This is a genomic window from Burkholderia sp. YIM B11467, from assembly GCF_052952715.1.
This window is the reverse complement of sequence record NZ_JBQVSQ010000005.1, coordinates 264,282-285,972: the sequence shown is the minus strand read 5'-3', so window position 1 is coordinate 285,972 and position 21,691 is coordinate 264,282. Positions and strand designations below refer to the sequence as shown.

Here is a 21,691-nt window from a genome sequence, read left to right as displayed (position 1 = left end):
CGTGCAGATCTGACAAGAAGGGCAGACGACTGGCCGCTGCCGGCGCGACGGCGGGAGGTACGCGCGTTACGACGCCGTGTAGTGCGTGTTGAAGACCGCGCGCAGCGTCGACTTGTCGGTCGCGAAATCGCCCCACAGCGGGCCGTCGTTCTGCGCGAACGCGAACGGCGTCGTATCGATCGACGCGAGGCGGAAGCGCCATTGGGCCGCTTCCTGGCGGAACGCGGTGAGCTGCATGTCGGACAGCGCCGTCTGCGCACTGGCGAGTGTGACGAGCGGGTCGACCGGATTGTTCGCGACGCGCACCTCGAAATGCAGGTGCGGGCCCGTTGCGGCACCCGTCATCCCGACCGATCCGAGCCGCTGGCCCTGCTTCACGCTTTCGCCCGTCTTGAGGCCGCGCGCGAACGCGGACAGGTGTGCGTAGTAGGTCGAGTAGCCGTCCGCGTGATCGACGATCACGTAGCGGCCGTAGCCACCCGGATCGAAACCGGCGAACGACACGACGCCGTCGGCCGCCGCGTCGACGGGCGTGCCGGTCGGCGCGGCGAGATCGACGCCCGTATGGAACGCCATCGCCTGCGACAGCGGATGGATGCGTTCGCCGAAGAACGAGCTGATGCGCGTCCACTTGACCGGCATCGTGAACGCGGCGGCTTCGAGCGGCGAGCCGTCGAGCGCGTAGTACGCGCCGTGTTCGGCACCGGGCGCACGGAACCAGATCGCACCGAACGTGCGGCCGGCGACGCGCAACTCGAACGCGGTGAGGCGCGGCGTGCCGTCGTTGGTGTCGAACGCGACGCGGTAATAGTCGCCGCGCTGCGCACTCGCGCGCATCGCGACCTTGCCGGTGACGAGATCGCCAAGCTGGATGCGCACCTCGGGCGGCACGTCGAGACGGTTCAGCGTATCGGACAGCGTGAGCTCGATGTTGCCGGCGCGCATTCCGTGCTGGCTCTCGGGCGGTGCGAGTTGGAACAGGCTCGCATAACCGAGCATGTCGTTGCGGTGTGCGCTGAGCGGTGCGAACAGGCCCGGCTGCAGGCTGCGGTCGTTGCGTTCGACGTGTTCATTGCGCTCGCCGATCGTGCGGGCGAGTTCGCTCGTCACGAAATGCTGCGCGGTGGGAAACGGTGTGTCGGACAGCACGCGCTGCGGCAGTGCGGCGGTGCCGGTATCGACGGCGCCCGGCAGTTGCGACACGGCCGGTAGCGCGGCGGCGAGACCGAGGGCGGCGAGGGCACCGAGCACGGCGGCCGGCACGAGCGCGCGCACGACGCGCTGCGCGCGGCCGGGCGCGAAAGCATCAGGAGTTGCGGCAGACTTGACCAAGGTGTCCACATCCAGGAGAGCGGTTCAAGGGGGTGTGGGCAGGGGCCGACGGCGGCACAACCGTCGAAGGGCGACGGGGCGGGCGGCGGGCGTGCAACAAAACAGGCCCCGCCAGGGGCCTGTGTCGTTTCCGTTCGACCCAACGCGCGGGGCGGGCCCGCTTCGAACGGCGGCGTGCATACCGGGTCGAACCCGGTTATCACGAAGACGCTAAAGAAAGATGACAGCGTCAGTCTACCGATGTTCCGCGAAACGTTAAAAATTTTAAAGGGGGTCAGCTCGTTCGTTTCGCAGTGCGGTAAATCGGGTTAAATCAGCATTTGTTACGACGATTTTAGTCAGTCCGGCAATTTTTGCGCGCGGCCGCGCAGCGCGGCGGACATGCGGACGGTGTCGAAACCGGCGTCGAGCATCGCCTCGGCGTCGTTCCACAGGTTGCCGCGCAGCCGGTTGGTCCAGATCATCGACGCGAACACGCCTTCGAGCAGCGACACGAGATAGACGGCGGCCAGGTGCACGTCGAGATCGGCGGCGAGCTCGCCGACCGCGATCGCGCGGCGCAGCAGCGCCTTCGTGATCCGCAGCATCTGCAGTTCGAGCAGCATGCGACGCCGCTGCAGCGCGCCGTTTTCCTCGCTCTGCTCGCATTTCGTATAGAGGATCACGAGCACGCGCTGCATCGGCCCCGGCTCGCCGCATTCCTGCAGGTAGTGCGACGCGGCGCGCCGCAGTGTGGCGAGCGGCGGCAGGCCGTCGCCCGCGTCGAAACCTTCCGACGTGCGCGCGAACGCGCGGTCGCACATCGCGAGACACACTTCCATCTTGTTGCGGTAATGGCCGTAGACGGCGCCCCGCGACATCCCGGCGGCCTCGGCGAGGTCCGCCATCGCGGTCTGCGCGACGCCTTTCTCGAGCAGCACGAGCTCGGCGGCGTCGAGGATCCGGTGCTTGATGGCGAGCGATTCTTCCCGGGTCTTGCGGGCCATGTCGTGAGTTTCCTTACAATTCGCTGTCGTTTTATTGAGACAGTGTGGCAGTCAGATCGAAACAGCGTTTATTTAATCAGTCGTGACTGATTATAATCGGCCACCCTGAGCCGCCGCATTGTATCGGCGGCGAACGATCCGAGGTCACACATGAATAACAATCGCTCCCTGTTGCGCCACGGGCTGGCGCCGTTCGTACTGGCGGCCGTGTTGGCCGTGGCCGGATGCGGAAAGGGCGACAAGGACGCAGCGCCGGAGACCGCGAAGCAGGCGACCGTCGTGACGGTGCGCCCGACGGCCGTGCCGATGACCGTCGAATTGCCGGGCCGGCTCGACGCATACCGGCAGGCGGAAGTGCGCGCGCGGGTCGCGGGCATCGTCACCGCGCGCACCTACGAGGAAGGCCAGGAAGTGAAGCAGGGCGCGGTGCTGTTCCGCATCGATCCCGCGCCGCTGAAGGCCGCGCGCGACGCCGCGCAGGGCGCGCTCGCGAAGGCGCAGGCCGCTTTGCTCGCGGCGAGCGACAAGCGCCGCCGTTACGACGATCTCGTGCGCGACCGCGCGGTGAGCGAGCGCGACCATACCGAGGCCATCGCGGGCGACACGCAGGCGAAGGCCGAGGTCGCGTCCGCGAAGGCCGAGCTCGCGCGTGCGCAGCTGCAGCTCGACTATGCGACCGTCACCGCGCCGATCGCGGGCCGCGCACGGCGCGCGCTCGTGACCGAAGGCGCGCTCGTCGGCCAGGACCAGGCGACGCCGCTCACGACCGTCGAGCAGCTCGATCCGATCTACGTGAACTTCTCGCAGCCGGCCGCCGACGTCGACGCGCTGCGCCGCGCGGTGAAGAGCGGGCGCGCGACGGGCATCGCGCAGCACGACATCGCGGTGACGCTGCTGCGCGCCGACGGCACCGCGTATCCGCTGAAGGGCAAGCTGCTGTTCAGCGATCTCGCGGTCGATCCGACCACCGACACCGTCGCGATGCGCGCGCTGTTCCCGAACCCGGAGCGCGAGCTGTTGCCGGGCGCGTATGTGCGGATCGCGCTCGATACGGCGGTCGACCAGCGGGCGATCCTCGTGCCGCGCGACGCGCTGCTGCGCACGGCCGACCGTACGTCGGTGCGCGTGGTCGGCGCGAACGGCAAGGTCAAGGACGTCGAGGTCGCAGCCGACCAGATGAGCGGCCGTGACTGGCGCATCACGCGCGGCCTGACGGGCGGCGAGCGCGTGATCGTCGACAACGCCGCGCAGTTCGCGCCCGATACGGCCGTCAAGCCCGTCGAGAAGGCACCGCCGTCGAAGGCGGCGCCGGCAGCGGCCGCTTCGCAGGCGGCCGCCCGTCAAACCTGACCGGTTCAAACCAACCACCATGGCACGTTTTTTTATCGATCGCCCCGTCTTCGCGTGGGTGATCGCAATCTTCATCATGCTGGGCGGCGCGTTCGCGATCCGCGCGCTGCCCGTTGCGCAGTACCCGGACATCGCACCGCCCGTCGTCAGCATCTATGCGACGTACCCGGGCGCGTCCGCGCAGGTCGTCGAGGAATCGGTGACCGCGCTGATCGAGCGCGAAATGAACGGCGCGCCGGGGCTGATGTATACGTCGGCGACGAGCAGCGCCGGGATGGCGTCGCTGTACCTGACGTTCAAGCAGGGCGTAAACGCCGATCTCGCGGCCGTCGAAGTGCAGAACCGGCTGAAGACGGTCGAGGCGCGGCTGCCCGAGCCGGTGCGCCGCGACGGCATCCAGGTCGAGAAGGCCGCGGACAACATCCAGCTCGTCGTGTCGCTGACGTCCGACGACGGGCGGATGACCGACGTGCAGCTCGGCGAATATGCGTCGGCGAACGTCGTGCAGACGCTGCGCCGCGTCGAGGGTGTCGGCAGGGTGCAGTTCTGGGGCGCCGAATATGCGATGCGGATCTGGCCCGACCCGGTGAAGATGGCCGGGCACGGCCTCACCGCGTCGGACATCGCGTCGGCCGTGCGCGCGCACAACGCACGCGTGACGATCGGCGACATCGGCCGCAGCGCGGTGCCGGACAGCGCGCCGATCGCGGCGACCGTGTTCGCCGATGCGCCGCTGAAGACGCCGGCCGATTACGGCGCGATCGCGCTGCGCACGCAGGCCGACGGCTCCGCGCTGTATCTGCGCGACGTCGCGCGCATCGAGTTCGGCGGCAACGACTACAACTATCCGTCGTACGTGAACGGCAAGGTCGCGACCGGCATGGGCATCAAGCTCGCGCCCGGCTCGAATGCGGTCTCCACCGAGAAGCGCGTGCGCGCGGCGATGGACGGGCTGTCCGCGTACTTCCCGCCGGGCGTGAAGTACCAGATCCCGTACGAGACGTCGTCGTTCGTGCGCGTGTCGATGAACAAGGTCGTCACGACGCTGATCGAGGCCGGCGTGCTCGTGTTCCTCGTGATGTTCCTGTTCATGCAGAACCTGCGCGCGACACTGATCCCGACGCTCGTCGTGCCGGTCGCGCTCGCGGGCACGTTCGGCGTGATGTATGCGGCCGGCTTCTCGATCAACGTGCTGACGATGTTCGGGATGGTGCTCGCGATCGGCATCCTCGTCGACGACGCGATCGTCGTGGTCGAGAACGTCGAGCGGCTGATGGTCGAGGAAGGGCTCGGCCCGTACGACGCGACCGTCGAGGCGATGACGCAGATCAGCGGCGCGATCATCGGGATCACCGTGGTGCTGACGTCGGTGTTCGTGCCGATGGCGTTCTTCGGCGGCGCGGTGGGCAACATCTACCGGCAGTTCGCGCTGTCGCTCGCGGTGTCGATCGGTTTCTCGGCGTTCCTCGCGCTGTCGCTGACGCCCGCGCTGTGCGCGACGCTGCTCAAGCCCGTGAATGGCGACCATCACGAGAAGCGCGGTTTCTTCGGCTGGTTCAACCGTTTCGTCGCGCGTGCGACGCAGCGCTACGCGACGCGTGTCGGCGCGATGCTGAAGAAGCCGGTGCGCTGGCTCGTCGTATACGGCGCGCTGACCGCGGCCGCGGGTTTGATGCTCACGCAACTGCCGACCGCGTTCCTGCCGGACGAGGACCAGGGCAACTTCATGGTGATGGTGATCCGGCCGCAAGGCACGCCGCTCGCGGAAACGATGCAGAGCGTGCGTGAGGTCGAGTCGTATATCCGCAACGACGAGCCGGCCGCGTATACGTTCGCGCTCGGCGGCTTCAACCTGTACGGCGAAGGGCCGAACGGCGGGATGATCTTCGTCACGCTGAAGAACTGGAAGGAGCGCAAGGCCGAGCACGATCACGTGCAGGCGATCGTCGCGCGCATCAACGAACGTTTCGGCGGCACGCCGAACACGACGGTGTTCGCGATGAACTCGCCGGCGCTGCCCGATCTCGGCTCGTCGAGCGGTTTCGACTTCCGGCTGCAGAATCGCGGCGGGCTCGACTACGCGACCTTCAGCGCCGCGCGCGAGCAACTGCTCGCGGCGGGCGGCAAGGACCGCGCGTTGACCGACCTGATGTTCGCCGGCACGCAGGACGCGCCGCAGCTGAAGCTCGACATCGATCGCGCGAAGGCCTCCGCGCTCGGCGTGTCGATGGAAGAGATCAACACGACGCTCGCGGTGATGTTCGGCTCCGACTATATCGGCGATTTCATGCACGGCACGCAGGTGCGGCGCGTGGTCGTGCAGGCCGACGGGCTGCACCGGCTCGATCCCGACGACGTGAAGAAGCTGCGCGTGCGCAACGCGCGCGGCGAGATGGTGCCGCTCGCGGCATTCACGACGCTGCACTGGACGCTCGGGCCGCCGCAGCTTACGCGCTACAACGGCTATCCGTCGTTCACGATCAACGGCTCGGCCGCGGAAGGCCACAGCAGCGGCGAGGCGATGACCGCGATCGAGCGGATCGCCGCGAAGCTGCCGGCCGGCATCGGTTTCTCGTGGTCGGGGCAGTCGTTCGAGGAGCGGCTGTCGGGTGCGCAGGCGCCGATGCTGTTCGCGCTGTCGGTACTCGTGGTGTTCCTCGCGCTCGCGGCGCTCTACGAGAGCTGGTCGATCCCGTTCGCGGTGATGCTGGTCGTCCCGCTCGGCGTGATCGGCGCGGTGCTCGGCGTCACGCTGCGGATGATGCCGAACGACATCTATTTCAAGGTGGGGCTGATCGCGACGATCGGGCTGTCCGCGAAGAACGCGATCCTGATCGTCGAAGTCGCGAAGGATCTGGTCGCGCAGCGCATGTCGCTGGTCGACGCGGCGCTCGAGGCCGCGCGCCTGCGGCTGCGGCCGATCGTGATGACGTCGCTCGCGTTCGGCGTCGGCGTGCTGCCGCTCGCGTTCGCGTCGGGCGCCGCGTCCGGCGCGCAGATGGCGATCGGCACCGGCGTGCTCGGCGGCGTGATCACGGCGACCGTGCTCGCGGTGTTCCTCGTCCCGCTGTTTTTCGTGATCGTCGGCCGCCTGTTCGACGTCGGCCCGCGCCGGCGCGGCGGGGCGCAGCCGGCGACGATGGAGGGATCGCAATGATGTTTGCGCTGAATGCACGCGCCGCGCTGCGCGCTCAGCTCGCGCTGGCCGTCGCGCTCGCGCTCGCCGGCTGCTCGCTCGCGCCGCGTTACGAGCGTCCGGCGGCGCCCGTGCCGTCCACTTATGCACCGGCCGACGGCAGCCTGGCGCCGGCTGCGGCGCCGGGCACCGCGGCCGATGCCGCGCTGCTCGACGACTGGCATGCGTATTTCACCGATCCGGCATTGCAGGCGTGGATCGACGCGGCGCTCGCGAACAACCGCGACCTGCGGATCGCGGCCGGTCGGCTCGAGGAGGCGCGTGCGCAATACGGCGTGCAGCGTGCGGACCTGATGCCGTCGGTCGATGCGAATCTCGGTTATGAACGCGCGCGCCAGTACGACCCGGTCGTGCGCGAAAGCGCGATCAGCGGGCTGTATCGCGCGGGTGTCGGCGTCAGCGCGTACGAGCTCGACCTGTTCGGCCGCGTGCGCAACCTGTCCGACGCGGCGCTGGCCGACTATTTCGCGACGGCCGATGCGCAGCGCACGGTCCGCATCGGCGTGATCGCCGAAGTGGCAAGCGCGTACGTATCGGAGCGTTCGCTGCACGAGCAACTCGCGCTGGCGCAGCGCACGCTCGATGCGCGCGAACGCATGGCCGCGCTCACGCAGCGCCGCTACGCGGCCGGCACGAGCGATGCGATCGAGCTGCGTTCGGCCGAGATGCTGGTGGCATCCGCACGCGCATCGCAGGCCGCGCTGCAGCGCGAGCATGCGCAGGCCGTCCGGGCGCTGCAGTTGCTCGCGGGCGACTTCGCGCGCAACGTGCCCGGCGACGCGACCGCGCTCGATACGTTGTCGATCGCGCCCGTGGCGCCGGGCGCACCGAGCGCGCTGCTCGAACGACGGCCGGACATCCGGCAGGCCGAGGCGCGGCTCAAGGCCGCAAACGCGCAGATCGGCGCCGCCCGCGCGGCGTTCTTTCCGCGCATCGCGCTGACGACCGATTACGGTTCGGTCAGCGACGCGTTCTCGAGCCTGTTCGCGGCCGGCACGAGCGTATGGACGTTCGCGCCGCGCATCACGCTGCCGATCTTCGCGGGCGGACGCAATCGCGCGAACCTCGACGTCGCGAACGCGCGCAAGCACATCGCGGTCGCCGAATACGAGAAGACCGTGCAGACCGCGTTCCGCGAAGTGGCCGACGCGTTCGCCGCGCGCGACTGGATCGATCGCCAGCTGGCCGCGCAGCAGGACGTGTACACGGCGGACGGCGCGCGGCTGAAGCTCGCGGAGCGCCGCTACGCGGGCGGCGTCGCGACGTATCTCGAACTGCTCGACGCGCAGCGCAGCACGTACGAGTCGGGGCAGGAGCTGATCCGCCTCAAGCAGCTCAGGCTCGCGAACGCGATTGCGCTGTATCGCGCGCTCGGCGGCGGCTGGGCGCCGTCGTCAGCGGAGGCCGCGGCTTCCGCGTGAGCCCGTTCGCCTGACGCCGCAGCGCGTCGGGCGGCAAGACGGCGGCGGCACGATTCGACGTGCCGCCGTCGATTCACTGACATCGTTACCTGCCGTATCGCCGATCGCCAGCGGCGTTACCTTTCCCCGTCGGCCCCAGCCTGCCAAACGTTTTACGTCCCGCGACAGTGCACGCGTGCACCGTCCGGAACGTCCCGCCTTGCGCGACCGATCGTGTCGCAACCTGGCGCACACGTGTGCCGCGTCTCTTTCTTTCCTGCGTCATCCAGTCTGCGGACAAATTGCGTTCCGACGGCCGCGCATGCGTTCGATTCCCGATCGGGAATTGACGCTCCGATTAATCCATGTATTGGAATTAATGAGGGTGGCAAAGTGTCGCGGTAAAACGTTTGTATTTATGTCGCAATCGTTTGCGCGCTAAATTGGGGTTGATTGAAGCTCCGTTTTAATTTCCTGGTTGTTGAAAATGAATTGGGATTGGCGTTGTCGCTTGGCAACGATGGCGGCATTGGACAATGTTTTGTCTTTTGCGGGATGGATCTTGGGTGAGTCAATGCCAGCAAGGCTGGGCGGGATGTCGATCGTTGCTGGCCGAAAATATCTTTAATCTTCAATTGGTTCCGTCAAATAAAAAAGGACTGCGGATAAAAAATACAGGATTGAAAATTGGCAGGAAAGAATGTGATTTTCAGGGGGTAAATTGGACATTGTCAGAGACATTTGACAATGATTTACAGAAATCTTTCATGATTATCTCGATAATGCCGCCTCGTGACGGACGGAAGCCAACCACACGCTGCCGTTTGTGTCCGCCACGTCGTCCAATCCATTTGCACTCCTTACGGGAAACGTCATGAAAAAATCCATCCTGACCGCTGTCGCACTCGCGGCCCTGTCGACCTCGGCCTTCGCAGCGGGCACCGGCACGATCAACTTCACGGGCGAGATCGTCGCGGGCGCATGCGGCATCGATTCGGGCTCGGTCAACCAGACCGTGAACCTCGGCAAGGTGCCGACCAACGTGTTCAAGCAGGCTGGCGACAAGTCCACGCCGACCAACTTCGACATCAAGCTGACCGACTGCGACACGAGCATCGCGCAGAACGCGTACTTCACGTTCACGGGCACGTCGAGCGCGGGCCAGCCGAAGCTGCTCGCCACGATCGGTTCGGCAACCAACGTCGGCATCCGCCTGCAGGCCGCGTCGGGCGAATACCTCGACAACGGCGCCGAGCAGAAGGCCCCGACCGTGCTGCAAAACGGCACGAACATCGCCCGCTTCGCAGCCATGTACGAAGCGACGGCAGCCGGCGTCACGCCGGGTACCGCCGACGGCGTCGCGAACTTCACGGTCCGCTACCAGTAAGCCGCCGTACCGGGGAAGGGTGCGCGCACCCTTCCTCGTTCACATTCCTCCCGTTTTTCTCCCTTTCGGACTTCCGGTAGCGCCGCGTGCGAATCAGACATTCCTTCCTTTGCGTCTCCGTGCTGGTCGTCGGCAGCCAGAGCCATGCGACGGAATTCAATTCGTCGTTTCTGAACATCGACGGCACGAACAATGTCGATCTGTCGCAGTTCTCGCAGGCCGACTTCACGCTGCCGGGCGAATACATGCTCGACGTGCAGGTCAACGACCTGTTCTACGGGCTGCAGTCGATCGAGTTCATCGCGGTGGACGCGTCCGGGGCGGGCAAGCCGTGCTTGCGGCCGGAGCTCGTCGCGCAGTTCGGGCTGAAGCCGTCGCTCGCGAAGGACCTGCCGCGCTTCCAGGGCGGACGCTGCGTCGATCTCGGTGCGATCGAGGGCGCGACCGTGCGTTACCTGAAGAGCGATGGGCGGCTCAAGATCACGATTCCGCAGGCCGCGCTCGAGTTCACCGATTCGACCTACCTGCCGCCGGAGCGCTGGTCCGAAGGGATTCCGGGCGCGATGCTCGACTATCGCGTGATCGCGAACACGAACCGCAATTTCGGTGCGGGCGGCGGACAGACGAATTCGATCCAGGCCTACGGGACGGTTGGCGCGAACTGGGATGCATGGCGCTTTCGCGGCGACTACCAGGCGCAATCGAACGTGGGCAACACGGCGTACGCGGACCGCACGTTCCGCTTCAGCCGGCTTTACGCGTTTCGCGCGCTGCCGTCGATCCAGTCGACGGTGACGTTCGGCGACGACTACCTGACCTCCGACATTTTCGACACGTTCGCGCTGACGGGCGCGTCGATCCGCAGCGACGACCGCATGCTGCCGCCTTCGCTGCGCGGTTATGCGCCGCTGATCGCGGGTGTCGCGCGCACCAACGCGACCGTGACCGTGTCGCAGGCGGGCCGAGTGCTGTACGTGACGCGCGTGTCGCCGGGCGCCTTCGCGCTGCAGAACATCAACACGAGCGTGCAGGGCACGCTCGACGTCGCGGTCGAGGAAGAGGACGGCAGCGTGCAGCGCTTCCAGGTGACGACGGCCGCCGTGCCGTTCCTCGCGCGTACCGGGCAGTTGCGCTACAAGGCCGCCGTCGGCAAGCCGCGCCTGTTCGGCGGCGCCGGCATCACGCCGTTCTTCGGCTTCGGCGAAATGGCGTACGGCCTGCCGTTCGACGTCACGGTGTATGGCGGTTTCATCGCCGCGTCGGGCTACACGTCGCTCGCGCTCGGCGTCGGCCGCGATTTCGGCACGTTCGGCGCGGTGTCGGCCGACGTCACGCATGCGCGGGCGCGCCTGTGGTGGAACGGCGCGACGCGCAACGGCAACTCGTATCGCATCAACTATTCGAAGCACTTCGACGGGCTCGACGCCGATGTGCGTTTCTTCGGCTATCGCTTCTCCGAGCGCGACTACACGAACTTCGCGCAGTTCTCGGGCGATCCGACCGCGTACGGCCTGGCCAACAGCAAGCAGCGCTACTCGGCGACGATGTCGAAGCGCTTCGGCGACACGTCGACCTATTTCTCGTACGACCAGACGACCTACTGGGCGCGCTCGTCCGAGCAGCGTGTCGGCCTCACGCTGACGCGCGCGTTTTCGATCGGCGCGCTGCGCAACGTGAACGTCAGCATGTCGGCATTTCGCACGCAGAGCGCGGGCGGAAGCGGCAACCAGTTCTCGGTCACCGCGACGCTGCCGATCGGCGGCCGCCACACCGTCACGTCGAACCTGACGACGGGCAGCGGCAGCACGAGCGTGAACGCGGGTTATATCTACGACGATCCGGACGGCCGCACCTACCAGGTCAACGCGGGCGCGACCGACGGCCGCGCGTCGGCGAACGCGAGCTACCGGCAGCGCACGTCGGCGTACCAGCTCACGGCACAGGCGTCGACGCTCGCCAATGCGTATGCGGCCGCGTCGCTCGAAGTCGACGGCTCGTTCGTCGCGACGCAGTACGGTGTTTCCGCGCATGCGAACGGCAACGCGGGCGATACGCGGCTGCTGGTGTCGACCGACGGCGTGCCCGACGTGCCGCTGTCCGGCACGCTCACGCATACCAATTCGCGCGGCTACGCGGTGCTCGACGGCATCTCGCCGTACAACGTGTACGACGCGACCGTCAACGTCGAGAAGCTGCCGCTCGAAGTGCAGGTGACGAACCCGATCCAGCGCATGGTGCTGACCGACGGCGCGATCGGCTTCGTGAAGTTCGCCGCCGCGCGCGGCAGCAACCTGTACCTGACGCTGACCGACCCGGCCGGCAAGCCGCTGCCGTTCGGTGCCTCGGTGCAGGACGCGGCGAACGGCAAGGAGCTCGGCATCGTCGGCGAGGGCGGCGCCGCGTTCCTGACCCAGGTTCAGCCGAAATCCACGCTTGCGGTGCGCGCGGGCGAACGCACGCTCTGCACGGTCGACGCACTGCCGAACCAGCTTCAACTCGAAGGCACGCCGATCCCGGTGACGTGCCAGACGCCCGGCGAGTCGCACGCAGCGGCCGCGCGGGTCGAACGATGATTTCACGGATCCAGCGATGAAAAACTCTTTGTCCCTTTCTTTCCTGCGGCGCGCGTCATGCGTGCTCGCGACCGCCGGCGCGCTGCTCGCGGGTGCCGCTCATGCGGCGATCGTGCCCGATCGCACGCGCGTGATCTTCAACGAAGGCGAACAGGCCGCGATCGTCACGATCACCAACAAGAGCACGACGTATCCGTATCTCGTGCAGTCGTGGCTCGAGGACGCGAAGGGCAACAAGATCACGTCGCCGCTGATGGTCGTGCCGCCGCTGCAGCGCGTCGAGGCGAACGAGCGCAACGTGCTGCGGATCGCGAAACTGCCCGGCACCGAACTGCCGGCCGATCGCGAATCGGTGTTCTACCTGAACATCCGCGAAGTGCCGCCGAAGACCGATACGCCGAACACGCTGCAGATCGCGCTGCATACGCAGATGAAGCTGTTCTACCGGCCGAAGGCCGTGCAGCCCGCACGCGACGAGGACTGGACGCTGCCGATGACGCTGCGGGTGGACGCGGCCGCGCACAAGCTGGTGTTCGACAATCCGACGCCGTACCACGTGACGGTGGTCGACGTGAGCGCGGGCGCGCAGAAGACGCCGGTGCCGATCGAGCCGGTGATGGTGAGCCCGATGAGCACGGCCGACGTGCCGTTCAAGGCCGCGACGCCGTCGACGCTGTTCGTCACGCATATCGACGATTACGGCGGCCAGGTGGCGGTCGAGTATGCGTGCGATGCGGGTGCCTGCAAGAGCGTGAAGAAATGAGCGGGGGAATGCGGCATCGGGAATCGCCGGCGGCATGGTTGCGCTGGATCGTGCTCGTATTGCTGGTCGCGGCCGTGCAGCCCGCATGGGCGCTGCGGTGTCTGACCAACAGCGGTGCGACTTCATTGACCGAGCCGATCGGCGGCGTTGCGTCGTATCCGACCGACGCGCCGGACGGATATGTGATCTGGGTGTCGCCGGTGCGCACGACATCGGGGTATTGCTACAAGGATCTGGGTGACGATGGCAGCCTGAAAGTCGTCGACAACATCTATTTCTACGCGAATCCGAATCGCACGAACCCTGCGTCATGGGGGCTCGAGATCGGTATCCGCTACAAGGGCATCGACTATTTCGACAAGACCAGCAACCGCGGCGGCGGGGTGTTCACCGGTTATTCGGTGCCGCCATGCAGCAAGTATGACTTCGACCGCGGACGTTGCCAGCAGACGCGAATCAGCATCGACTATCAGGTCGTCGTGCGCAAGAAGGGCAACTGGGTTCAGCCGCCGAGCGATATCTACACGGTGTTCCAGTTCGATGGCGAGTTCGGGCTGAACGCGTACAACCCGAGCTTCCAGTATCGCCTGAGCGGCCTGCGCAACCTCAAGCCGACGCCGTGCTTCGTCGACGTGCTGGTCACGCCCGAACCGGGCATCGTCAATTTCGGACAGGTGCAGGCGGTCGGCAACGGCTTCATGCCGGCGGTGCCGCGCAAGCGGTTCTCGTTGTCGTTGACCAAGAAATGCAATGTCGCGGTACGCGTCGACGGGTACTTCGAAACGAGCTATCCGGTTCGGAACGGCTTGCTGGTGCCCGCGAAAGACAGCAATTTCGGTATCGGCATCGAGGACAGCCAGGGCAAGGCGATTCCGTTCAACGAACAGTTCAATCTGGCTCAGTTCCCGTCCAACGTGATGAACCAGAGCGTCTTGATGGACGCCGTGCTGAAGTCGTTCGGGCCGCCGAAGATCGGGCGATTCGATGCGACCGCAACGATCCGGCTGTTCATCTATTGAGCGAACCAGGGCCGGGCACCGTACGGTCAGTCGCGACAATGAAAAAAGCGCCGGCATCCCGGCGCTTTTTCTCATCTGCTGCGTGATGCTCAACGCACCCAGCGGCACACCTTGTGATGATGATGATCGAAGTGGCACTCGCGGTGCTGATGCGCTTCGGCGATGGCCGGCACGAGCACGGCGGCGGCCAAAGCCGCGACGGTCAGCGTTTTCAGTAGCGTTTTCATGTTGAAGTCCTTGTCGTTGAAGTGCGGATCACCGATGCAGGAAGGGCATTACCACTGCGGCCGTTGATCGTCGCGCCGGTCGTCCCGATGGTCGTCCCGGCGATCGTCATTTCCGCGCTGATGCTGCGCTTCCCAGTCGTGGCGCTCCCAGTAGCGATTGCCGTCCCAGTAACGATCGCCATGCCAGCCGATCGTGACTTGAGCCGGACCGGCAGGGTAGGCAACGCATCCGGTCAGCATCACGCTCGATAGCGCGCCGACCATGACAGCGGATAACACGATGGATTTCATGGTTTTCTCCCTTGGAAACAGCAGCTAGATCGTACGAGCCCCCTAAATTTCACGTGGTAAGAAGTTGCTACCGCCCATGACAGGTGCAGGCGCTTCGTCAGGCACGTGAAAGATCGTGCCGGCGACGCGCAAGCCGGTCACGCCGTTCGGGATTGCCGATGACCGCACACCGCGGCCAATGGCGGGTGTCCCATCCGCCCACGCAGCGATTCCGTCAATTGTTCAGACAAATCCTGACAACTGAAAGGGCCATTCGGTAATCGGATTGAGAATGATTTGCGTTTACGTTAAATTGCGCTATCTCGGAATTTGACGGAGCAGATCGATGGCCATGGCGGAAGTGCTCGACCGACCGGCGGCGGCAACGGCGAACCCGTTCCTCGGCAGTTATCCGGACCTGCCGCCGCGCGCCGCGCCGCGTGCGCGCCGTGCCGCGGAGCCCCGCGTGCAGGGTGCGCTGCTCGACGTGCTGATCTCGCATCGCGCGATGCTGGTGAATGTCGCGCGCGGCTTCGTCGGTTGCGCGAGCCGTGCCGAGGACGTCGTGCACGATGTTTTCGTGAAGCTCGTCGAATTCCCGAACCAGGACGCGGTGCGCCAGCCGGTCGCGTATGTGACGCGGATGGTGCGCAATGCGTCGATCGACGCGTGCCGCCGGCAAAGTCTCGAAAACGTCTATCACACGGAAGAGGACGACGGCTACGACGTGCCGTCGTCCGAGCCGACGCCGGAAGCCGCGCTGATGACGCGCGATACGCTGCGGCGCGTATGGGCCGCGCTCGACGACCTGCCGGCACGCAGCCGCGCGGCCTTCGAGATGGTGCGGCTGCGCGAGGAAACGCTGCAGACCGCGGCGCGCGCGCTGAACGTGTCGCAGACGCTCGTGCATTTCATGGTGCGCGACGCGGAGCGTCATTGCGCGGAATGCCTCGACGCGTGCCATCGCGGCGTCGCGTGCCCGGTGTTCCTCGGCGGCCGCGCGCGGCGGCGGTAAAAAAACGCGCCGGCCAATCGTCTATCAGACAGAGGCGGCCGAATTCGCCGCTTCGCCTCCTTCAACCGTCTCCCGCTTTTTTCCGATCATGACGCAAGCCACGACGCCTTCCGCCGACACCGACGATCTCGTCTATACGGTCGTCATCAACGACGAAGAACAGTATTCGATCTGGCCGACGTTCCGGCCCGTGCCGGCCGGCTGGCGCGAGGTCGGCGTGAGCGGCCCGAAGGCCGACTGTCTCGCGCACATCGAGACCGTCTGGACCGACATGCGCCCCGCAAGCCTGCGCCGCGCGATGGACGGCGAGCGCGCGTCGCGCGTGTCGTGAACCGCTGCGCCGCGATCCGGCGCGCCACCTGAAGAGGACGTTGCATGACCCTGCTTTCGTTGCCGACGCTCGACGACCTGCGTATCGAGCCGGGGCTGCCCACCGTCGTGTCGCCGCGTGCTAGCGACGGCATGTCGATCGACGAAGTCGCGCCGCTGGCGCGCGAGATCGCGGCCGACACGCTCGAACGCGCGGGCGGCGTACTGTTTACGGGCTTTCACGTGCCGTCGATCGACACGTTTCAGCAGTTCGCGGCGTCGTTCGGCGATCCGCTGATCGGCTATGAATACGCGTCGACGCCGCGCAGCCAGGTCGAAGGCGCCGTCTACACGTCGACCGAATACCCGCCGCACCGCGCGATTCCGCTGCACAACGAGCAGTCGTATACGCGCGAATGGCCGTTGCGGATCTGGTTCCACTGCGCGCTCGCGGCGCCGAAGGGCGGCGCGACACCGATCGCTGACAGTCGTGCCGTCTACCGCGCGCTCGATCCGGCGCTCATTGCTCGCTTCGAGCGGCGCGAGCTGCTGTACGTGCGCAATTTCGGGCAGGGGCTCGACCTGCCGTGGCAGCAGTCGTTCGGCACCGACGAGCCGGCCGAGGTCGAACGGATGTGCGCGGCGCGCGGCATCGAATGCGCATGGCGCACCGACGACGACGGCGAACTGCTGCTGCGCACCCGCGAACGTTGCCAGGCCGTCGCGCGCCATCCGCGCACCGGCGATCGTGTGTGGTTCAACCAGGCCAACCTGTTCCACCTGTCCGCGCTCGACGACGACATGCAGGAAGCGCTGGTCGACGCGGTCGGGCTCGAGAACGTGCCGCGCAACGTGTACTACGGCGACGGCGAGCCGCTCGAGGCCGATGCGCTCGCGCAGATCCGCGGCGTGCTCGACCAGCAGCGCATCGTGTTTCCGTGGCGCACGGGCGACGTGCTGATGCTCGACAACATGCTGACCGCGCATGCACGCGACCCGTTCGAAGGACCGCGCAAGGTCGTCGTCGCGATGGCGCAGAGTTATACGGTCCCGCGCGCGACCGACCGGAGGACCGATGACGCGTAGTACCGCCGCGCTTGCCGCGCGGGGGCTGACGGTAGGTTATCGCGACCATGTCGTGATCGACGGATTGGATCTGTCGATCGCGGCCGGCCGCGTAACCGCGCTGTGCGGCCCGAACGGCTGCGGCAAGAGCACGCTGCTGCGCACGCTCGCGGGCCTGCAGCCCGCGCGTGCCGGCCATGTGGAAGTCGACGGCAAGCCCCTTGCGTCGTTTCGCCGTCGCGCGCTCGCGCGCGAGCTGACGATGCTCGCGCAGTTCAACCAGATTCCGTCGGGCCTCACGGTGCGCGAACTCGTCGCGTACGGGCGCTATGCGTACGGCGGCTTCCTGCGCGGCCTGTCGCGCGCCGACCATGCGGCGATCGACGAGGCGCTCGAGACGAGCGGCCTCGCCGACGACGCGGGCCGCGACGTCGGCGCGCTGTCGGGCGGCGAGCGCCAGCGCGCGTGGATCGCGATGGCGCTCGCGCAGCAGGCACCGATCGTGCTGCTCGACGAACCGACGACCTATCTCGACATCCATCACCAGCTCGACATCCTCGATGCACTGCGTGCGCTGAACCGCGCACGCGGGCTGACGATCGTCTGGGTGCTGCACGACCTGAACCAGGCGGCCGCGTACAGCGACGAGATCGTGCTGATGCGCGCGGGCCGCCTCGTCGCGCAAGGCTCGCCCGACGCGATGCTCGAACCGGCGCGGTTGCGCGCGGCGTTCGGTGTCGAGATGCTGAAACTCGCGCATCCGCAGACGGGCGCGCCGATGTGCGTGCCGGCCTACGGGCCGTCGAGCACCGCCACGCCGCATGCGGCCGGCGTCTTCGACCGGGATCTCGCCGTATGACGACGTTCGCGATGCGCAAGCGCCTCGCGGCGACGGGGAAGGGCGCGGCCACCGGCCGGGCCGGTGCGATCGCGATCGGCCTCGTCGTGCTGATCGCGGGTCTCGCGGCGCTGCGCGTCACACCCGATTTACGCGTGTGGTGGGACGCGGCGCCCGGCAGCGATGGTGCCGCGCTTGCGCACGTCTTCCTGTTCGATCTCAACCTGCCGCGTGTCGCGGCCGCGCTCGTCGCGGGCGGCTGTCTTGGCATCGCCGGCGCGCTGTTCCAGTCGCTCACGCGCAATCCGCTCGCGTCGCCCGACCTGCTCGGCGTGACGGGCGGCGCGCAGCTCGGCCTGCTCGCGGCAATGCTCGTGCCGGCGCTGGCGGGCGTCGCGTCGGTGCCGCTGCTGTTCGTCTGCGGGCTGGCCGCCGCCGCATGCGCGATCGTCGCGGCCGGCGGCTGGCGCGCGACACCGTTGCGCCTCGTGCTCGCGGGCAGCGTCTGCATGCTGCTGTTCGCCGCGCTATCGACGCTCGTGCTCGCGTTTTTCGAGCAGAACATCGCGGGCGCCGCGCTGTGGACCAACGGCAGCCTTTACCAGCCGGGCGCGACGGGTCTCGCGCTCTCGATGCGCTGGCTCGTCGTGCCGCTGCTCGCATTGCCGTTCGTGATCCGGCCGCTGAATCCGCTCACGCTCGGCGACGATGCGGCGGCTGCTGCCGGCGTACGCGTCGATGCGACGCGGCTTGCCGCGACGATAGTCGCGGTTGCATTCACGAGCGTGGCCGTCAGTATCGCGGGCCCGCTGTCGTATGTCGGGCTCGTCGCGCCGAACCTGCTGCGCCAGGTGCGCGGCGCACGTGTGGCGCGTCTCGGCGTGATGGTGCCGCTGTCGGCGCTCGCCGGTGGCGCACTCGTGCTCGTCACCGACAGCGCGGTGCTCGCGTCGGGCCTCGACGCGACGCTGTCGACCGGCGTCGCGATCGCGCTGGTCGGCACGCCGCTGATGCTCGCGATGATTCGGCGCGGTGCCGCGTGGTCGGGCGTGCTGCACGCGGACGCCGAGCGCACGGCGGGCGGCGGATCGACGCGGTTCGTCGGCTGGCTCGAACGGCTTGGCTGGCCGTTGCGTACGGCGCTGTTCGTCGTTGCCGGTGTGCTCGTGGTATTGGTCGGCGTGTCGGCCGGCCCCGAATGGCTGTCGCCCGCACGCTGGTTCGCCGCGCTGTCCGGACACGATGCGCTCGCGCGGATGCTGATCGACCTGCGCATGCCGCGCCTGCTGTGCGCGCTTCTCGCGGGCGCGCTGCTGGCGGTCAGCGGCGTCGCGATGCAGAGCGTCGTGCGCAATCCGCTCGCGGGCCCCGAAGTGCTCGGCGTCACGCAGGGCGCGGGGCTCGTCACGCTGTTCGCGCTGTCGACCTGGCCGCTGATGGGCCATGTCACGCTCGCGGCGGCCGCGCTGATCGGCGGCGGACTGTCGCTCGCGATCACGCTCGCGCTGAATCACCGGCATCGTTATGCGCCGCTCGCGGTGGCGCTTACGGGCATCGCGATCGGCGCGTTATGGACGACGCTCGCGCAATGGCTGATCACGCAGCAAAGCGTGCAGCCCGCGCGCTTCGTCGTGTGGCTCGTCGGCGGCACCTACGGCCGCAGCTGGGGCGAGGTGTCGATGCTGCTGCCGTGGTGCGTGCTCGCGGTGCCCGTGTTCGCGTGGCTCGCGCGACCGCTCGACATGCTCGCGCTCGGCGACGACCAGGCGGCCGCGCTCGGCCTGCCGGTCGCCGCACTGCGGCCGCTCGCGCTGACGATCGCGACGCTCGCCGCGTGCGCGGCCGTCGCGGCGGTCGGGCCGGTCGGCTTCATCGGATTGATGGCGCCGCACGTCGCGACGATGCTCGGCGCACGCCGGCATCGCACGCGGCTGTGGCTCGCGGCCGCGTGCGGCGCGCTGATTCTCGGCGTCGCGGATCTCGCGGCCCGTACGGTCGTCGCGCCGCGCGAAGTGCCGGCCGGCGTGCTGACCGCGTTGATCGGCGCGCCATACCTGCTCGGGCTGCTGATTCTCGAGGGGCGCCGCGCCCGGCGCGCGGGGCGATGACGACGTTGCCCGGCGGCGCGCACGCCATGCGTTTCTCGGCGTTCGCGCCCGAACCGTTTGCCGATCATCTCGACGTCGTCTGGCTCGGCATGCCCGACGACGCGCATGCGCCGGGCCGGGTCGTCGTGCCCGTCAGCGCGCTGCCCGAGCATCGTGACGCGGTGCTCGACGCGATGGTCCGCCATTACGGCGGCGATCCGGCGCAGCATGCGCGCGCGCTGATGTCGCAATGGAGCAAATACTATTTCGGCCGTGCGGCGCCCGCTGGCGTCGTCGCCGCGCTGACGCTCGGCCGGCCGCTCGACATGACGCCCGAGCGCACCTTCGTCGCGCTCGACGACGGGATGCCCGCCGCGCTGTATTTCGCGGCGGACGCGCTCGGCGCGCCGTGCGACGAACCCGCGCCGCGCTATGCGGGGCTCATCGCGCATCTCGGCGCGGTGATCGACCTGCTCGCGGCGATGGGGCGCGTCACGCCGCGCGTGCTGTGGAGCAACGCGGGCAACCTGCTCGACTATCTGCTCGACACCTGCCGTTCGCTGCCATGCGCGACCGATCCGGTGCGCGACGCGGACTGGCTGTTCGGCTCGACCTGCAACGGCTGCGAACCGAATCCGCTGCGCGTGCCGGTGCGCGATGCCGTGCCGCGCTCGCCGCTGCTGCCGACGCCGTTTCGCGCGCGCCGCGTGTGCTGCCTGCGCTACGAAATTCCTGGAGAAACGCAACTGTGTGGAAGCTGCCCCCTGCTACTGACGATGGACGACGCGGCGCTGGCCGAGCAGGACGCGATCCGGTGACACACGCTGGCCGCCGGCATGCGCTTGGCGCACTCGCCGCGCTCGGCGCCGCGTGCTGCGGCACGTTTTCCGCAACAGCTGCCGCAGTGACTGCTGCCGGCGACGCACGCGGCGCACAGGAATCGCGTGCCGTGTCGCTCGCCGGCAATCCCGTCGTGTCGCAGGCGAGCAAAACGATGCCCGCGCGGCCGCAGCGCGTGGTCGCGCTCGACTTCATGTTCGCGGAAAGCGTGATCGCGCTCGACATCGTGCCGGTCGGGATGGCCGATACCGCGTTTTATCCGGGCTGGCTCGGCTACGAAAGCGACCGGCTCGCGCATGTGACCGACATCGGCTCGCGGCAGGAGCCGGGGCTCGAGGCGATCGCGGCGGTCAAGCCCGATCTGATCATCGGCGTCGGCTTCCGGCATGCGCCGATTTTCGACGCGCTCGACCGGATCGCGCCGACCATCCTGTTCCAGTTCAGCCCGAATGTTTCCGAGGACGGCGTGCCGGTCACGCAGCTCGACTGGATGCGGCAGATCTTCCGGACGATCGGTACGGTCACGGGGCGCGACGCGCGTGCGCAGGCAGTCGATGCGCAACTCGACGCGGGGATCGCGCGCAATGCGGCGCGCCTCGCGGCCGCGGGCCGAAAGGGCGAGCGCATTGCGCTGCTGCAGGATCTCGGCTTGCCCGACCGTTACTGGGCCTATACGGGCAACAGCACGTCGGCGGGTCTCGCGCGTGCGCTCGGGCTCGATCCATGGCCGAAGAAGCCGACACGGGAAGGCACGCTGTACGTGACGTCGGCCGACCTGCTCAGGCAGCGCGACCTGGCCGTACTGTTCGTGACCGCGTCGGGGATGGACGTGCCGCTGTCGGCGAAACTCGATTCACCGGTGTGGCGCTTCGTGCCCGCGCTGCGCGACCGCCGGATCGCACTGATCGAACGCAATATCTGGGGGTTCGGCGGGCCGATGTCGGCGCTGAAGCTGGCCGATGTGATGACCGATACGATGCTGAAACTGCCGGCCGTGCGTTGAGCGCGTGAACGTGTGTCGGCGGAGCATGCCG

General features: G+C 67.6%; 18 protein-coding genes. 14 read left to right on the top strand and 4 right to left on the bottom strand.

Annotated features, from left to right (window positions below; all coding sequences use genetic code 11):
• Positions 1-66 precede the first annotated feature (66 nt).
• A complete protein-coding gene (locus ACTRWB_RS19455; protein WP_446902935.1) occupies positions 67-1,332 on the bottom strand; it encodes a M23 family metallopeptidase in 1,266 nt (421 codons plus the stop codon).
• 338 nt (positions 1,333-1,670) lie between these two features.
• The gene (locus ACTRWB_RS19450) at positions 1,671-2,318 is read right to left on the bottom strand and encodes a TetR family transcriptional regulator (protein WP_446902934.1); all 648 of its coding nucleotides are present in this window, start codon (positions 2,316-2,318) and stop codon (positions 1,671-1,673) included.
• A 150-nt stretch (positions 2,319-2,468) separates the two neighbouring features.
• Here ACTRWB_RS19450 and ACTRWB_RS19445 point away from each other — a divergent pair, with 150 nt between their 5' ends.
• The 7 genes from ACTRWB_RS19445 to ACTRWB_RS19415 all read left to right on the top strand — a co-directional run bounded on the left by ACTRWB_RS19445 (position 2,469) and on the right by ACTRWB_RS19415 (position 14,006).
• Positions 2,469-3,668, top strand: a complete 1,200-nt coding sequence (locus ACTRWB_RS19445; RefSeq protein ID WP_446902933.1) for a MexX/AxyX family multidrug efflux RND transporter periplasmic adaptor subunit — start codon at positions 2,469-2,471, stop codon at positions 3,666-3,668.
• Positions 3,669-3,687: 19 nt separating this feature from the next.
• The gene (locus ACTRWB_RS19440) at positions 3,688-6,825 is read left to right on the top strand and encodes a multidrug efflux RND transporter permease subunit (RefSeq protein ID WP_446902932.1); all 3,138 of its coding nucleotides are present in this window, start codon (positions 3,688-3,690) and stop codon (positions 6,823-6,825) included.
• Complete coding sequence (locus ACTRWB_RS19435) at positions 6,825-8,285, top strand: efflux transporter outer membrane subunit (RefSeq protein ID WP_446903115.1); 1,461 nt, start codon at positions 6,825-6,827, stop codon at positions 8,283-8,285. Before ACTRWB_RS19440 ends, ACTRWB_RS19435 begins: the two co-directional genes overlap by 1 nt.
• Positions 8,286-9,138: 853 nt before the next feature.
• On the top strand, positions 9,139-9,651 hold the full coding sequence (locus ACTRWB_RS19430; RefSeq protein WP_034186931.1) for a fimbrial protein: 513 nt from the start codon (positions 9,139-9,141) through the stop codon (positions 9,649-9,651).
• Positions 9,652-9,770: 119 nt separating this feature from the next.
• Entirely contained in the window at positions 9,771-12,224 is a 2,454-nt protein-coding gene (locus ACTRWB_RS19425; RefSeq protein WP_446903114.1) for a fimbria/pilus outer membrane usher protein, read from the top strand.
• Positions 12,225-12,240: 16 nt separating this feature from the next.
• Positions 12,241-12,987: a fimbrial biogenesis chaperone gene (locus ACTRWB_RS19420; protein ID WP_446902931.1), complete on the top strand. Its 747-nt coding sequence runs from the start codon at positions 12,241-12,243 to the stop codon at positions 12,985-12,987.
• Positions 12,984-14,006 (top strand): fimbrial protein, encoded by a 1,023-nt coding sequence (locus ACTRWB_RS19415; protein ID WP_048243765.1) that lies wholly within the window; start codon positions 12,984-12,986, stop codon positions 14,004-14,006. The genes ACTRWB_RS19420 and ACTRWB_RS19415 overlap by 4 nt, the downstream gene beginning before the upstream one ends.
• Before the next feature lie 89 nt (positions 14,007-14,095).
• Here ACTRWB_RS19415 and ACTRWB_RS19410 read toward each other — a convergent pair whose 3' ends face one another.
• Both ACTRWB_RS19410 and ACTRWB_RS19405 read right to left on the bottom strand, forming a co-directional pair.
• Positions 14,096-14,233 carry an HHHH-motif protein gene (locus tag ACTRWB_RS19410; protein ID WP_164992011.1) on the bottom strand — a complete coding sequence of 46 codons (138 nt, stop codon included), beginning with the start codon at positions 14,231-14,233 and terminating at the stop codon, positions 14,096-14,098.
• A gap of 48 nt (positions 14,234-14,281) precedes the next feature.
• On the bottom strand, positions 14,282-14,524 hold the full coding sequence (locus tag ACTRWB_RS19405) for a hypothetical protein (protein WP_048243763.1): 243 nt from the start codon (positions 14,522-14,524) through the stop codon (positions 14,282-14,284).
• A 325-nt stretch (positions 14,525-14,849) separates the two neighbouring features.
• Between ACTRWB_RS19405 and ACTRWB_RS19400 the strand changes: the two genes are divergently transcribed.
• The 7 genes from ACTRWB_RS19400 (at position 14,850) to ACTRWB_RS19370 (ending at position 21,660) form a co-directional block, all read left to right on the top strand.
• On the top strand, positions 14,850-15,518 hold the full coding sequence (locus tag ACTRWB_RS19400; protein ID WP_343491394.1) for an RNA polymerase factor sigma-70: 669 nt from the start codon (positions 14,850-14,852) through the stop codon (positions 15,516-15,518).
• Between the two features lie 88 nt (positions 15,519-15,606).
• Positions 15,607-15,849 (top strand): MbtH family protein, encoded by a 243-nt coding sequence (locus ACTRWB_RS19395; RefSeq protein ID WP_059552029.1) that lies wholly within the window; start codon positions 15,607-15,609, stop codon positions 15,847-15,849.
• Positions 15,850-15,893: 44 nt separating this feature from the next.
• Positions 15,894-16,913, top strand: a complete 1,020-nt coding sequence (locus tag ACTRWB_RS19390; RefSeq protein WP_446902930.1) for a TauD/TfdA family dioxygenase — start codon at positions 15,894-15,896, stop codon at positions 16,911-16,913.
• Positions 16,903-17,751: an ABC transporter ATP-binding protein gene (locus ACTRWB_RS19385; RefSeq protein ID WP_446902929.1), complete on the top strand. Its 849-nt coding sequence runs from the start codon at positions 16,903-16,905 to the stop codon at positions 17,749-17,751. The genes ACTRWB_RS19390 and ACTRWB_RS19385 overlap by 11 nt, the downstream gene beginning before the upstream one ends.
• The gene (gene fhuB, locus ACTRWB_RS19380; protein ID WP_446902928.1) at positions 17,748-19,838 is read left to right on the top strand and encodes a Fe(3+)-hydroxamate ABC transporter permease FhuB; all 2,091 of its coding nucleotides are present in this window, start codon (positions 17,748-17,750) and stop codon (positions 19,836-19,838) included. Before ACTRWB_RS19385 ends, fhuB begins: the two co-directional genes overlap by 4 nt.
• Entirely contained in the window at positions 19,835-20,635 is an 801-nt protein-coding gene (gene fhuF, locus ACTRWB_RS19375; RefSeq protein ID WP_446902927.1) for a siderophore-iron reductase FhuF, read from the top strand. The genes fhuB and fhuF overlap by 4 nt, the downstream gene beginning before the upstream one ends.
• The gene (locus ACTRWB_RS19370; protein ID WP_446902926.1) at positions 20,632-21,660 is read left to right on the top strand and encodes an ABC transporter substrate-binding protein; all 1,029 of its coding nucleotides are present in this window, start codon (positions 20,632-20,634) and stop codon (positions 21,658-21,660) included. Before fhuF ends, ACTRWB_RS19370 begins: the two co-directional genes overlap by 4 nt.
• Positions 21,661-21,691: the final 31 nt, after the last annotated feature.